Consider the following 14,557-nt stretch of genomic DNA (forward strand, 5'->3'; position numbering starts at 1 on the left):
CACTCACGACAAGGTGGAACGATGGACGAGGACAGCCGGCCCGGCGCCGCGGCGGGACTGGCGGACGTGCCGCACACGGGGGAGGCGGTGACGGCCGACGGCTTGCTGGTCGAGCCGCAGGCGGACGACTTCGCGCACGCGCACGCGGCGCCGAAGGACCCGGAATGGTTCAAGAGCGCGGTGTTCTACGAGGTGCTGGTGCGCGCGTTCGCCGATTCGAACGGCGACGGCACGGGCGACCTGCGCGGGCTGGCGGGCAGGCTCGACTACCTCGAATGGCTCGGGGTGGACTGCCTGTGGCTGCCGCCGTTCTACGCCTCGCCGCTGCGCGACGGCGGCTACGACATCAGCGATTTCCGTGCCGTGCTGCCGGAATTCGGCAGCGTCGAGGACTTCGTGTACCTGCTCGACGAGGCGCACCGGCGCGGCATCCGGGTGATCACCGACCTGGTGCTGAACCACACGTCGGACGCGCACCCGTGGTTCCAGCAGTCGCGCTCGGACCCGGACGGCCCGTACGGCGACTACTACGTGTGGAGCGACGACGACTCCCGCTACGCCGACGCGCGGATCATCTTCGTCGACACCGAAACGTCGAACTGGACCTACGACCCGGTGCGCGGCCAGTTCTACTGGCACCGGTTCTTCGCCCACCAGCCGGACCTCAACTACGAGAACCCGGCCGTGCAGGACGCGATGATCGACGTGCTGCGGTTCTGGCTCGACATCGGCATCGACGGCTTCCGCCTCGACGCCGTGCCCTACCTGTTCGAACAGGAGGGCACCAACTGCGAGAACCTGCCGCGCACGCACGATTTCCTCAAGCGCTGCCGCAAAGTCGTCGACGACGAATACCCCGGCCGGATCCTGCTGGCCGAGGCGAACCAGTGGCCGACCGACGTGGTCGAGTACTTCGGCGACGCGGAGTCCGGCGGCGACGAATGCCACATGGCGTTCCACTTCCCGCTGATGCCGCGGATCTTCATGGCGGTGCGCCGGGAGTCGCGGTTCCCGATCTCGGAGATCCTGCTGCAGACGCCGCAGATCCCGTCCGGCACGCAGTGGGGCATCTTCCTGCGCAACCACGACGAGCTCACGCTCGAGATGGTCAGCGACGAAGAGCGCGACTACATGTACTCCGAGTACGCCAAAGACCCGCGGATGAAGGCCAACATCGGCATCCGCCGCCGGCTGGCCCCGCTGCTGGACAACGACCGCGACCAGCAGGAGCTGTTCACCGCGCTGCTGCTGTCGCTGCCCGGGTCGCCGGTGCTGTACTACGGCGACGAGATCGGCATGGGCGACAACATCTGGCTCGGCGACCGCGACGCCGTCCGCACCCCGATGCAGTGGACCCCGGACCGCAACGCCGGGTTCTCCACCTGCGACCCCGGCCGGATCTATCTGCCGGTGATCATGGACCCGGTGTACGGGCACCAGGCGCTCAACGTCGAGGCGCAGGCCGACAACGCGTCGTCGCTGCTGAACTGGACGCGCCGGATGATCGAGGTGCGCAAGCAGCACCACGCGTTCGGCCAGGGCGATTTCGCCGACCTCGGCGGCTCGAACCCGAGCGTGCTCGCCTACCAGCGCCGGTGGCTGCGCCCGGACGGCCGCGAGGACGTCGTGGTGTGCGTCAACAACCTGTCCCGGTTCCCGCAGCCGGTGGAGCTGGATCTGTCCGCGCACCAGGGCGCGACGCCGGTCGAGCTGACCGGCGGCGTGCGGTTCCCGGATATCGGCGAGCTGCCGTACCTGCTCACGCTGCCCGGCCACGGGTTCTACTGGTTCCAGCTGCTCGAGCCGGAAGAATGAGGTGAGTCCGCTGTCGCACCACGGTTCCCCGCCCGAACTGCCCGAGGTTTCCCGCGCGCTGACCGCCCTGCTGCCGGACTGGCTGCCCGCGCAGCGCTGGTTCGCGGGCAAGGACCGGCCGGTCGACGAGGTCCGCCCGGTCGAGCTGACCGCCTTGGCCGGTCCCGATCCGCTGCTGGTGCACGCGGTCGTCGACGTGGTGCAGGGCGACCGCACCGAGCCGTACCAGCTGCTGGTCGGCAGCCGGTCCGGGGTTCCCGAGGTCGCTTCGGCCGCGGTGCTCGGCGACGGGCTCTACGAGGCGAGCGGCGACGCGGACCTCACCGCCGGGCTGCTGGACCGGATGGCGGCGGGCGAGTCCGCCGGGCCGCTGCGGTTCGCGGCCGAGCCGGACGCGACGCTCGAGCCCGGCCTGCGCTCGCGGCCGATCACCGCCGAGCAGAGCAACACCTCGCTGGTGTACGGCGGGCAGTACATCCTCAAGCTGTTCCGCAAGCTCAGCGCGGGGACGAACAAGGACCTGCTGCTGCACCGCGCGCTGCAGGACGCGGGCTGCAAGCACATCGCCCGCGTGGTCGGCTCGATCTCCGGCGATCTGCACGGCGAGCCCGCGACGATGGGGATGCTGCAGGAGTTCCTGCCGGACGCGGTCGACGGCTGGGCGATGGCGACCACGAGCGTGCGGGACCTGCTGGCCGAACCGGACCAGGCCGCGGCCGAGGCGGGCGGCGATTTCGCGGGCGAATCCGAGCGGCTCGGCGCCGCGGTGGCCGAGGTGCACGCGGACCTGGCGACCGCGCTCGGCACCGAGCCCGCGGACAGCGACGAGCTGGACCGCACGGTGCGCGCCATGACCGAGCGCCTCGACCAGGTGTCCAGCGTGGTCCCGGAGCTGGCCGTGCACGCGCCCGCGCTGCGCGAAGTATTCGAGACGGTGCGCGCGCACGAGTCGCCGATAGTCATGCAGTACATCCACGGCGATCTGCACTTGGGCCAGGTGCTGCGTACCGTCAACGGATGGCTGTTGCTGGACTTCGAAGGCGAACCGGCCGCCCCGGTCGCGGAACGGCACGCGCTGCGCTCGCCGCTGCGCGACGTCGCGGGCATGCTGCGGTCGTTCGACTACGCGGCGCACCAGCGGCTCGTCGGGCAGCCCGAGAACGCGGACGTGACCCGGCACGCGATGGAATGGGCCCGGCGCAACCGCGCCGCGTTCTGCTCCGGGTACGCCCGCGCCGGCGGCCCGGTCGGCGACCCGCAGGCGCACGCGGGCCTGCTCCGCGCCTTTGAACTGGACAAAGCGGTGTACGAGGTCGCCTACGAGCACGCGAACCGGCCGGACTGGCTGAGCGTGCCCCTGGCGGCGATCGCCCGCAGCACCGACGGAAGCGAGTGACCCCCGTGAACGCTGTCCCCGCGGATCTGCCCTCGGCGGCGCCGTCCCCGCTCGACATCGACCGGCTGCTGGCAGGCGAGCACCACGACCCGCACTCGGTGCTCGGCGTGCACACCGACGGCAGCGACATCGTCGTGCGCGCGCTGCGCCCGGGCGCGACGTCGGTGTCGGTCGTCGCGGGCGAGCGCCGCGTTCCGCTGGAGCGCGTGGCGGACGCGCTGTTCGCCGCGGCGCTGCCGGAACATCCCGGCGACTACCGGATCGAGGTCGGCTACGACAACCACACGGTCGTCACCGACGATCCGTACCGCTGGCTGCCGACGGTGGGGGAGCTGGACCAGCACCTCATCGGCGAAGGACGGCACGAGCGGCTGTGGGACGTGCTGGGCGCGCACGTGCGCCGGTACGACACTCCGAACGGCGTCGTCGAAGGCGTGTCCTTCGCGGTGTGGGCGCCGACCGCGCGCGGCGTGCGGGTGATCGGCGACTTCAACGCGTGGGAAGGCCGCGGCCACCCGATGCGCTCGCTCGGGTCTTCGGGCGTGTGGGAGCTGTTCGTCCCCGGCGTTTCCGTGGGCAGCTGCTACAAATTCCGCATCCTCGGCGCGGACGGGCACTGGCACGAGAAGGCCGACCCGATGGCGTTCGCCACCGAGGTGCCGCCCGCGACCGCGTCGAAGGTGACCGAATCGTCGTACGCCTGGGGCGACGACGCCTGGGTGGCCCGGCGCGAGGCGACCGACTGGGCGGACGCGCCGATGAGCGTGTACGAGGTGCACCTCGGCTCGTGGCGGCCCGGGCTCGGCTACCGAGAGATGGCCGACCAACTGGCCGACTACGTCGAGGAAACCGGCTTCACGCACGTCGAATTCCTGCCGGTGGCCGAGCATCCGTTCGGCGGCTCGTGGGGCTACCAGGTCACGTCGTACTACGCGCCGACGTCGCGCTTCGGTTCGCCGGACGACTTCCGGTACCTCGTCGACCATCTGCACCAGCGCGGCATCGGCGTGCTCGTGGACTGGGTGCCCGCGCACTTCCCGCGCGACATCTGGGCGCTGGCGCGCTTCGACGGCAGCCCGCTGTACGAGCACGAAGACCCGCGCCGCGGCGAGCAGCCGGACTGGGGCACGCTCGTGTTCAACTTCGGCCGCAACGAGGTGCGCAACTTCCTCGTCGCGAACGCGCTGTTCTGGCTGGAGGAATTCCACCTCGACGGCCTGCGCGTCGACGCGGTCGCCTCGATGCTGTACCTCGACTACTCGCGCAAGGACGGCGAGTGGCTGCCGAACGAGTACGGCGGCCGGGAAAACCTCGACGCCGTCCGGTTTCTGCAGGAGCTGAACGCGACTGTCTACAAGCGACACCCCGGCGTGGTCATGGTCGCCGAGGAATCCACCGCCTGGCCCGGCGTCACCCGCCCGACGCATCTGGGCGGCCTGGGCTTCGGCTTCAAGTGGAACATGGGCTGGATGCACGACACGCTCCGGTACCTGTCGCACGAGCCGATCCACCGGGCGTACCACCACAACGAGATGACCTTCTCGCTCGTGTACGCGTGGAGCGAGAACTTCGTGCTGCCGCTGTCGCACGACGAAGTGGTGCACGGCAAGGGTTCGCTGTGGGAACGGATGCCCGGCGACGACTGGAACAAGGCGGCCGGGCTGCGCTCGCTGCTGGCGTTCATGTGGGCGCATCCCGGCAAGCAGCTGCTGTTCATGGGCGGCGAATTCGGCCAGCCGAGGGAATGGTCGGAGTCGCGGTCGCTGGACTGGCACCTGCTGGAAACCCCGCTGCACCGCGGAGTCCGCGACCTGATCCGGCAGCTGAACGCGATCTACCGCGACACCGCCGCACTGTTCAGCGGCGACGTCCGGCCCGACGGCTTCCGCTGGATCGACGCGAACGACTCGGCCGGAAACGTGCTGAGCTTCCTGCGCCTGGGCGCGGACGGCTCGCGGCTGGCGTGCATCGCCAACTTCGCCGGGGTTCCGCACCATGATTACCGGGTCGGCCTTCCGGCCGCGGGCCGGTGGACCGAGGTGCTGAACACGGACGCGGAGTCGTTCGGCGGTTCCGGAGTCGGGAACCTGGGCGCGGTGGAGGCGACTGAGGAGCCGTGGCACGGTCAGCCCGCGTCGGCGGTGCTGCAGCTTCCGCCCAGCGGGGTGTTGTGGTTGCTGGAGGAACGCGCCTCCGCCGACACCGAGGCTTGACCCGCCGCCTGCCACTCCGGCGCGCCGCTGACTCGTGCGGGTCGTGAGGGGAACCCTGAGGGAATCAGATTCCGTGAAGGTGGCCCTCACGTACCCTGCCCCGCCCCGCTCAAGTCCGTCCGGTACTGATCGAGCCGGATGGCCGGACCGCTTGCCCGTCCGGTCACCCGGCCTTGCCCGGAATTCCTCCCGGGAGCACCTTTCCCCAGCGTCGGTCGGAAAATGACCCACGGAACGTCTTGCCGGTGAAGGCGCTGGTGGGCATACTTTGTTGCCATCCACAACAAACCCGGGGTGGCGCCGCCAGGCCGCCCCTCGAGTGATTGAGGGATGACAATGACGTCCACGCACACCTCTTCCCGGTGGCGGCTGCTCGCGATTCCCGCGGCGCTCGCCGTCGCCAGTGCGGTCGCGCTGACGCCCGCGGGGAACGCCGCCCCCGCCGCCGCTCCGGCGGCCGGGTTCTCCGACGACTTCGACGGCCCGGCGGGCGCGCCCGCCGACGGGGGCAAGTGGAGCTACGAAACCGGCGACAACAACGGCAACAACCACGAACGGCAGTGGTACACCTCAGGCGCGGCGAACGGCGCGCTCGACGGCCAGGGCCACCTCGTGATCACCGCCAAGAAAGAGAACTCCGGCAACAACTGCTGGTACGGCGCCTGCCAGTACACCTCGGCGCGGCTCAACACCGCCGGCAAGTTCAGCCAGGCGTACGGGCACATGGAAGTCCGGATGAAACTGCCGCGCGGGCAGGGAATGTGGCCGGCGTTCTGGATGCTCGGCGGCGGGCAGTGGCCGGCCGACGGCGAGATCGACGTGATGGAGAACATCGGCAAGGAGCCGAACACCGTGCACGGCACCATCCACGGCCCCGGCTACTCGGGCGCGGGCGGCATCGGCGCGGCGTTCAACGGCCCGAACTTCTCCGACGATTTCCACACTTACGCGGTCGACTGGTCGCCGAACAAGATCGTCTGGCTGGTCGACGGACAGGCCTACCAAACCCGCACCCCGGCGGACCTGAACGGCAAGAAATGGGTGTACGACCACCCGTTCTATCTCATCTTGAACCTCGCGGTGGGCGGCGACTGGCCGGGCGACCCGGACGGCAACACCCAGTTCCCGCAACAGCTGGTGGTCGACTACGTGCACGTGAGCTGACCACCCTCGCCGCCGGAACCCCGGCGGCACGGAGAAGGCGCGGTCTCCGCGGGCCCCGTCCGGCTCTTTCCCGAGCCGGGCGGGGCCCTCTTCGCGCCGCCCGCGCGGGTACACAGCTTCCGCACGGACGACGGCAAGGAAAATCTCAGGTACCGGGTGTTTGCTGAGCTGGCGGAGGGTCACGAGACGCGGGAGCGGACCATGAACGAGCAGGAGCGAGGCGGGCAGGACCAGGGACAGCCCGGCTACGGCGGACCGGCGCACCCCTATTCGCCGGGAGCGGGCCAGCCGTACCAGCAGGGCTGGGGACAGCAACAGGCCTGGAACCCGCCGCCCGGCGCGTACGGCCCGCAGCCCGGCGGCCAGTACGCCGGTCAGCCGCATCCGACGCAGCAGTTCGCGACGCCGTACCACCGGCCGCAGCGGGCCAGCCACCCGTTGCGGACCGCGGCCGTCACGGTCGGTGCGATCGCGGTGGCAGTCGCCGTCGGGCTCGGGGTCGGGCACTTCGTGTGGACGCCGTCTGCGCCGCTCGGCGTCGCCGGGAACCAGAACTTCGGCTCGATCGGCAACCAGACCAACCCGCCGTCGAACACGGCCATCGACCCGCAGGCGATCGCGAAGAAGGTCAGCGCGGGCATCGTCAACATCAACACCGAACTCGGTTACCAGGGCGCGGCCGCGGCGGGCACCGGCATCGTGCTCACCGCCGACGGCGAGGTGCTCACGAACAACCACGTCGTCGAGGGCGCGACCAGCATCAAGGTCACCGACATAGGCAACGGCCAGACGTACACCGCGTCCGTGCTCGGCTACGACCGGAGCCACGACGTCGCGGTGCTCAAGCTTGCTGACGCGTCTGGGCTGGCCACGGAAACGCTCGGCGATTCGTCCTCGGTGAAGGTCGGCGACGCGGTCGTCGGCCTCGGCAACGCCGGCGGCGCCGGGGGAGCACCGGTTCCGGCCGGGGGACGGGTGACCGCGCTGAACCAGTCGATCACCGCGTCCGACGAATCGAACAGCTCGTCCGAACAGCTGAAGGACCTGATCCAGGTCGACGCGAACATCCAGTCCGGCGATTCCGGCGGCCCGCTCGTGAACGCGCAGGGCCAGGTCGTCGGCGTGGACACCGCGGCCTCGGCCGGGTACCAGTTCAACGGCGGCGGCGGACGGCGCAGCCACGGCGGGCTCGGCAACGGCTTCCCCGGCAGCGGCTCCCAAGGCGACTCGCAGGGCAACGGTTCTCAGGGGTCCAGCGGGAACGAGGGCTACGCGATCCCGATCAACCAGGCGATCTCCATCGCCCACGAGATCGTCGGCGGCACCGGTTCGGACACTGTCCACATTGGAAAGAGCGCGTTCCTGGGCGTGACCGTCAGCGATGCCGGACAGCAGCAACAACAGCAGCAGGGCGGATCCGGCTCCGGCGCGGCGATCCAGCAGGTAGTCCCGGACGGCTCCGCCGCGAAGGCAGGCCTGGCCGCCGGCGACGTGATCACCGCGGTGGACGGCAAAGCAGTCGACTCGCCCACCGCGCTGACCACCCTGATGGATCAGCACCACCCGGGCGACAAGCTGACCGTGACCGTCGTCGACCAGACGGGCCAGCAGCAGAACGTCACCGTCGTGCCCGCCGAAGGCCCGGTGGGCTGACGCGCCGGATTGTCCGGACGGCTGAGTTCGTTCAGTCGTCCGGATAACGCGTGTCCAGCGAAACTTTCTCCCACGCCGCCAGATCCGCGAGCTGCTGCTCCAGCTTCGCCCGGATCCGGTTCACCGCCTCGGGCCCGAGCGGCAGCCGCAGCGGCGCGTCCGGCGTGTCGACCAGTTTAAGAATGGCCTCGGCAGCCTTCGCCGGATCATTCGGCTGCGCGCCGTCCTGTGCGGAAAACCGTTGGCGCATAACGCCTGCCGGAGTGTCGCGATAGTCGTCGATGGGCTCGGAAAACGCCATCGACCGCCCGGCGAAGTCCGTCCGGAACGGCCCCGGTTCCACCAGGCTCACCCGGATCCCGAGCGGCGCGACCTCCGCGGCGAGCGCCTCGGACATCCCTTCCAGTGCGAACTTCGACGTCGCGTAGAGCGCGTGCCCCGGATTCCCGACCACCCCGCCGACCGACGACAACTGCACGATGTGCCCGCTGCGCTGCGCCCGCAGATGCGGCAGCACCGCGCGGGTGACGTTCAGGACGCCGAACACGTTGGTCTCGAGCACCTGCCGCGCCTGCGCGTCGGTCAGTTCCTCGAGCGCCCCCACCAGCCCGTGCCCGGCGTTGTTGACCAGCACGTCGATCCGCCCGTACTCGCTGATCGCCGCGCTCACCGCCGCTTCCACCGACGCCGGATCCGTGACGTCCAGCCGGGCTGTGAACGTCTTCAACCCGTCGAGCGCCGTTGTGTCGCGAGCCGTGGCCACGACCTTTTCCCCGCGCGCCAGCACGGTTTCCGCGAGCACGCGGCCGAACCCGCTGCTCGCTCCCGTGATGAACCAGACGCGTCCGGACATGCGAACCTCCCCAGAACCAGATAGCTTGATACCCAAACCAAACTACCTTGAGCTTCGAGGGAGTGTCCAGTTGGACTCAGTGGAGGCAGGCCTGCCCGAATGGCTGGCCGTGATGCCGGACGGCGTGGAGGAGCAGGTCGAAGCGGCCCGACAGCGGATCGGCAGGCTGTCGCGGCAGTTCGAACAGGTGCTGCGCGGCGTGGCGGAGGAATACGGCTTCAGCACGGGGGATTGGCAAGCATTGTCGGCTCTGCACCGATCCGGCCGTGCCGCGGTGCTGACGCCGAAGGAACTGGGAGACCGCCTGGGCGTCACCTCCGGAACCGTCACCGTCCGCATCGACCGCCTGGAACGAGCGGGCCTGGTAGAACGCGTCGCCGCCGCTTCGGACGGCCGCAGCCGCCCCATCCGCCTGACCCGCAAAGGCCGCGCCCGCTGGGCCGCCGCCACGAAGAAACGCACCGACCGTGAGCAGGCCCTGTTCACGTCGGCCCTAGGCGCGGACGACCTGTCCGACCTGAACGCCCTCCTGTCCCGCCTCCTGACCCGCTTCGAAACCGAATTCGGCCCGTCTTCTCCGCACGATGCCCTCCGCCCGGAGTGACTTCGCCGTTTTTTGTCGGTGGTCGGGTCTAGCGTGAGCGGTACCTGACTGGAGGGAAGATCCATGACCACGCTCAACGACCGCCCGAACACCGCACTGCTCGTCGTCGACGTACAGAACGGCGTCGTCGCAGACTCCCACGAGCGCGACGCCGTCGTCGCGAACGTCGCCGCCCTGGTGGACAAAGCCCGGGCTGCTGAGGTCCCTGTCGTCTGGGTCCAGCACTCCGGCGAGGGCCTGGAGAAGGGCAGCCCCGAATGGGGCCTGGTCCCCGAGCTGACGCCCTCGCCCGCCGAACCGCTGGTCGAGAAGTCTTATGGCGACTCCTTCGAAGACACCACCCTGGAATCAATCCTTGCTGACCTGAAGGTCGGTCACCTGGTGGTGAGCGGAGCCCAAACGGACGCCTGCATCCGCTCCACCCTCCACGGCGCCTTCGCCCGAGGCTACGACGCGACCTTGGTGAGCGATGCCCACACGACAGAAGACCTCACCAAGTGGGGAGCCCCGTCGCCCGCGCAGGTCATCGCGCACACGAACCTGTACTGGGGCCACCAGACCGCTCCGGGCCGTACTGCGGGCACGGTCGTCACGGAGGAGGTTGTTTTCAAGGCTGGGGCGTGACGCCGTCTCTGCTCTGTCTCCGGCTGGATGGCGTGCGGGGTCGCCGAGGAGGGGGGCGTTTCAAGGCCGGGGCGTGACGCTGTCGCCGCGCTGTTCCTAGCAGAAGCGCGGGCACGGTTGCCACGGAGGAGGTCGCCTTTAAGCCGGGAGCCTGACGCCGTCCCTGCTTTGTCTCCGGCGGGGTGGCGTGCGGGGTCGCCGAGGAGGGGCGCTTTCAAGGCTGGGGCGCAGTGCTGTCGTCGCTCTGTTCCTGGCAGGAGCGTGGGCAGGGTCGTCACGGAGGAGGTCGTTTTCAAGCTGGCAGCCTGATGTCGTCTCTGCTCTGTCTCCGGCTGGATGGCGTGCGGGGTCGCCGAGGAGGGGGGCGTTTCAAGGCCGGGGCGTGACGCTGTCGCCGCGCTGTTCCTGGCAGGAGCGTGGGCACAGGCGTCACGGAGGAGGTCGCCTTCAAGCCCGGAGCAAGCGGCCGTCGCAGCTCGGAGCGCGCGACCGGAAGCCGGGAACTGGAGCGGGCCCGACAAGCCGGGTCGGTCGGTTCCCCATCGCCGAACCTGAGCCGGGCGGGCCGGGCAATCCGCCAGCGCGGCTCGACCGGCAGCCGAAAGCCGGGTTGGCTCGGTCGAGCCGGTCGGCCCGGGTCCGCCGCAACCGGGTCCGGCCAGCCGAACCTGCCGCGGCACCGCTCAGAGCGCGGCGATCGACCGGGCGGGCGTCGTCAAGCCCAGCCCGCCGGGATCCGCGAACTGGCGGCTTGGCTGACGGCGTCCGCGAACCCGCTCGCCGGGCCGAGCCTCGTCCGCAGCGGCGTCCGGCCGATGATGTCCGCAACTCGCGGCCGAGGTCCCAAAGCACCCAAGCCCGGCAATCCGCCCGATACTGCCTCCCCGCGGCCCGCGCAACGCGACCACCCGCAAGACCGATTCAGCCGCGACCCGTATCACTTCCCGCCGCCTCCCGATCACCACCGCTCACGGAAACCGAGCAAGCATTTGTCCGTCACATCCAACGGGTGAATCCCGCTTGCCCCCAACCTAAAACCTCTCACTCACCGGAACCCCGCACCGCACAGCGACAGCCTCGCCGCCCGCAAACCACGAGCGACCCCGGGCCAGAAACCCCTCTGCCACCACGGATTTCCCGGAAACGCACCCGCTCTTGGACCGCGAACCCGGGCCCCTGTACCGGAAATACCCCGCCCAACACGCCCCAGGGTCCCTCCCCGCCCCGCGAACCCCACCAGTTACCGTGGCGCGCGTGTCCTCGTTCCGTCCGGTGAGCGTGTCTTCGGGGAACCGGCGGATCAGCTGGGACCTCGTGCGCGGTGGGTGCGTCGTGCTGGTGCTGCTGTACCACGCGACGTTCATGAGCGTCGTCGTGCATCCCGAGCTGGGGCCGCGGCGGTTCGTCTTCCCGCATCAGATCGGGGCGAGCCTGCTGCTCGTGATTTCCGCGTACTTCGCCGCCGTCACGATCGGGCGCGGGTCGCTCGGGCGCTACTGGTGGGGCCGGATCGCGCGGTTGCTGCCGCCGTTCCTCGCCGCGGTCGTGGTGATCTACTTCGCCCTGCGGTACCTCTCGCCGCCCGGCTGGTTCAGTCCGCGGTTCGGCGACCTCGCCGGCAACCTCCTGATGCTCTGGAACTGGAAGCCCGCCGAGTTCCCCTTCCTCGACGGCTCCCACTGGACGATTCCCCTCCAGCTCATGGCGTTCACCGTCGCCGCGCTGCTCTTCCGGAGCAGGTGGGGCCACGGCCGCAAGTTCCGCGTCGTCATGTGGGCCGCCCTGCTCGTCCCGCTCGCGCAATGGCCGCTGCGCATCGCCGGCCCGCCCGAGTGGTACCGAGTCATCGTCGACGGCTTCGGCTTCCACCGCTGGCACCTCTTCGTCGCGGGCATCGCGGTCCGGCTCTGGACGACGAAACGCGTGTCCACGACGGAGTTCGTGTTGCTGGAAGTCCTCTGCGTGACCGCGCACGCCCTGCACGGCGCGACCGTCACCCCCACCGGAATCGACATCGAATGGGGCTCGACGATCGGCATCGCGATCGGCATCGCGGTGATCTCCCTCGCCGCGGCCGGTCCCGACTGGAACCGCTTCGTCCCGCCGTTCGCCCAGCGCGCGATCACCTGGTTCGCCGGCGTCTCCTACGGCGTCTTCCTGATCCACCAGGCCATCGGCTACCTCGTGCTGCACTGGCTGTCCGGCCTCGGCCTCGCCCCGCTGCTGCAAACCGCCGGGATGATCACCGCCGGCATCCTCCTGGGCTGGGCCCTCACCCGCCTGGTCGAACGCCCCGCCCACCGCTTCCTCCTGCGCGGCTACGACTCCTGGACCGCCCGCCGCCGCCCCGACGACGAACCGGCCCCGGTCACCGCCGGAAAGCCCTGACACTCAGCACCCGATCGACGGCACCCTTCCCTCCGCGTTTGCCGACGGGCCAGCCTGATCCGGCGCATCCCGTTGCAAGTACCGCAACGGACACCCGGGACCTCAGCGGTCCAGCAGAAAACCCTGGTCTATGTCCGGGTCATCCCTGATGCCTGAAAACTGATCATGGCCATAGCGTGAAAGTCCGGCTTGAAGAGAAGAGGACGAAAACGTGCGAAGTGGTCGGTTGGTCGCGGCTGGTGTCCTGGCAGCGAGCGTCTCGGCGTGCCAGCTCCCCGTGCAGCAGGACGGAGGTGACGGCGTCTCCGTCGGGGTTTGGCACAACACCGTGAAAGACACGTCGACGCTCACCGGTTCGCCGACGGCGATCAAGATCGACAGCCCCGCCGGATACGTCCGGCTGCGTTCCGGCGGTGCCCGCGACTCGATCACTGTCGAGCGCGAGATCCGTTACCAGGGCGCGAAACCGGAGGGCGTCTGGCATCGCTTGACCGGCCCGACGCTCGAACTCGACGGAACCTGCGGAACCCAATGCGTAGTCTCCTACACCGTCACCCTGCCTGACCGGGCAGCGGTGACCGGGAAAATGGGTGCCGGCGAATTCGAGGCGGGCAAGATCAGCTCGCTGGACCTGACGATGTCCGCAGGCAGGGTCGCCGTCCAGGACTCCGCCGGGCCGGTCAAGGCCGTGACCTCCGTCGGAGAAGTGGACATCACCCTGACCGCGGCGGCCGACGCCACCATCAGAACCGACGTGGGCGCCGTGTCCCTCACCGTCCCGGGCAGGGACTACGCGGTCTCGGCGAAGACCTCGGTCGGCGAACGAAGCGGCACCCTCCCGGACCGGCCGACCGGCGCCCACCGCATCGAGGTCACTTCCAGCGCCGGGGAAATCCGGCTCGACTCCCGCTGAACCAGCCGCAACCAGGCGACCGGGGGTGCCCGGAACCGCTCAGCCAGCGTGACACGGCAATTCGATTACCACTTCAACCGCTTTCGGCCAGCAGGTACGAACCCCGCCCAGCGTACGAGCGCATCCGCGGGTTTCAGTTCGCAGTGAGGGGTGGAGGGCTCGGCGCGGAGCCGTTCACCCCTGTCTGACGGTAACCGGTCGGCTGGGCGCGGGTGCTGCTGATTTCCACAGCAGTATCCGCGACGTTCCACTGTGGACACCCCGCCGGACCCGGGAATCCTCAGCCCGGCCTCGCGGCGTGACCGCACGGCTCACGACGCGAGCGCGCTCCTCGGAACCCGAGTGCACGGCTTGCAACGCGATCGCGCGGCTCACGATGTGAGTGCGTTCTGCAGAAGGCGGCTGCGTTCCTCGCGACGCGATCGCCCGCCTCGCAGCCCGAACGCCCGCTGCAGAACCCGAGCGCACGGCACGCGACGCGGGTGCGCGCCCCAGAACGAGACCGCTCGGCTCACAACGCGCTCGCACTGATCAAAACCAGCCCGCCCACCTCACAACGCGAACGCCACAGACCGCACCACCAACGCCGCCACGAACACCACCGTGAACGCCAAGTCAATACCGACCCCACCAGCCCGAATCGGCGGCAGCACCCGGCGCACCGGCGCGATCACCGGCTCGGTAGCGCGGTGGGTGATCCGGCGCGCTTGCCCGAGCCACGCGGGTCCGGTAGCGACCACACGCGTCCAGTCCAGCACCATCCGCACTATCAGCACCACGATGAACACGGTCAGGACGTACCCGACCAGGGTCCCGATCAGGCTCATCGCACACCTCGCGTTGTCCGGCGACATCTTTCACCCCCTCCAACGCCCGGCGCCCCCGCGAAGTGTCCGGTTCACCGGAATTCTCAGTCGATTGCCAGAATCCCCCC

10 protein-coding genes and 1 pseudogene are annotated in these 14,557 nt (G+C 69.7%); 9 read left to right on the forward strand and 2 right to left on the reverse strand.

From position 1 onward, the window contains the following. Positions 1-21: 21 nt before the first annotated feature. The 5 genes and pseudogenes from treS to AB5I40_RS00485 all read left to right on the forward strand — a co-directional run bounded on the left by treS (position 22) and on the right by AB5I40_RS00485 (position 8,241). Positions 22-1,815, forward strand: coding sequence for a maltose alpha-D-glucosyltransferase (gene treS / locus AB5I40_RS00465; RefSeq protein ID WP_370936411.1), 1,794 nt, complete (start codon positions 22-24; stop codon positions 1,813-1,815). Position 1,816: 1 nt separating this feature from the next. Beyond that, a complete protein-coding gene (locus AB5I40_RS00470; protein ID WP_370936412.1) occupies positions 1,817-3,211 on the forward strand; it encodes an aminoglycoside phosphotransferase in 1,395 nt (464 codons plus the stop codon). Between the two features lie 5 nt (positions 3,212-3,216). Beyond that, the gene (glgB, locus tag AB5I40_RS00475) at positions 3,217-5,424 is read left to right on the forward strand and encodes a 1,4-alpha-glucan branching protein GlgB (RefSeq protein WP_370936413.1); all 2,208 of its coding nucleotides are present in this window, start codon (positions 3,217-3,219) and stop codon (positions 5,422-5,424) included. Positions 5,425-5,760: 336 nt separating this feature from the next. After that, positions 5,761-6,585 (forward strand): annotated as a pseudogene (locus AB5I40_RS00480) (family 16 glycosylhydrolase); the annotation flags it as partial. Between the two features lie 204 nt (positions 6,586-6,789). Continuing rightward, positions 6,790-8,241 (forward strand): S1C family serine protease, encoded by a 1,452-nt coding sequence (locus AB5I40_RS00485; RefSeq protein ID WP_370936414.1) that lies wholly within the window; start codon positions 6,790-6,792, stop codon positions 8,239-8,241. A 31-nt stretch (positions 8,242-8,272) separates the two neighbouring features. On the opposite strand, the gene AB5I40_RS00490 is transcribed toward AB5I40_RS00485, so the two are convergent. After that, on the reverse strand, positions 8,273-9,094 hold the full coding sequence (locus tag AB5I40_RS00490) for an oxidoreductase (protein ID WP_370936415.1): 822 nt from the start codon (positions 9,092-9,094) through the stop codon (positions 8,273-8,275). Between the two features lie 79 nt (positions 9,095-9,173). Between AB5I40_RS00490 and AB5I40_RS00495 the strand changes: the two genes are divergently transcribed. The 4 genes from AB5I40_RS00495 to AB5I40_RS00510 all read left to right on the forward strand — a co-directional run bounded on the left by AB5I40_RS00495 (position 9,174) and on the right by AB5I40_RS00510 (position 13,623). Continuing rightward, positions 9,174-9,698 carry a MarR family winged helix-turn-helix transcriptional regulator gene (locus tag AB5I40_RS00495; RefSeq protein ID WP_370940430.1) on the forward strand — a complete coding sequence of 175 codons (525 nt, stop codon included), beginning with the start codon at positions 9,174-9,176 and terminating at the stop codon, positions 9,696-9,698. Between the two features lie 63 nt (positions 9,699-9,761). Continuing rightward, positions 9,762-10,322: an isochorismatase family protein gene (locus tag AB5I40_RS00500; RefSeq protein ID WP_370936416.1), complete on the forward strand. Its 561-nt coding sequence runs from the start codon at positions 9,762-9,764 to the stop codon at positions 10,320-10,322. 1,254 nt (positions 10,323-11,576) lie between these two features. Further along, the gene (locus AB5I40_RS00505; protein ID WP_370936417.1) at positions 11,577-12,710 is read left to right on the forward strand and encodes an acyltransferase family protein; all 1,134 of its coding nucleotides are present in this window, start codon (positions 11,577-11,579) and stop codon (positions 12,708-12,710) included. A gap of 211 nt (positions 12,711-12,921) precedes the next feature. Next, positions 12,922-13,623: a hypothetical protein gene (locus AB5I40_RS00510; RefSeq protein ID WP_370936418.1), complete on the forward strand. Its 702-nt coding sequence runs from the start codon at positions 12,922-12,924 to the stop codon at positions 13,621-13,623. 551 nt (positions 13,624-14,174) lie between these two features. Here AB5I40_RS00510 and AB5I40_RS00515 read toward each other — a convergent pair. After that, a complete protein-coding gene (locus AB5I40_RS00515; protein ID WP_354749448.1) occupies positions 14,175-14,450 on the reverse strand; it encodes a YggT family protein in 276 nt (91 codons plus the stop codon). Between the last annotated feature and the right edge of the window lie 107 nt (positions 14,451-14,557).

Source organism: Amycolatopsis sp. cg13 (assembly GCF_041346965.1).
Classification (GTDB): Bacteria; Actinomycetota; Actinomycetes; order Mycobacteriales; family Pseudonocardiaceae; genus Amycolatopsis.

Coding starts and splice junctions, on each gene's coding strand:
- AB5I40_RS00500 (WP_370936416.1), top strand. CDS start 9,762: ATGACCACGCTCAACGACCGCCCGAACACCGCACTGCTCGTCGTCGAC.
- AB5I40_RS00515 (WP_354749448.1), bottom strand. CDS start 14,450: ATGAGCCTGATCGGGACCCTGGTCGGGTACGTCCTGACCGTGTTCATC.
- treS (WP_370936411.1), top strand. CDS start 22: ATGGACGAGGACAGCCGGCCCGGCGCCGCGGCGGGACTGGCGGACGTG.
- AB5I40_RS00485 (WP_370936414.1), top strand. CDS start 6,790: ATGAACGAGCAGGAGCGAGGCGGGCAGGACCAGGGACAGCCCGGCTAC.
- AB5I40_RS00490 (WP_370936415.1), bottom strand. CDS start 9,094: ATGTCCGGACGCGTCTGGTTCATCACGGGAGCGAGCAGCGGGTTCGGC.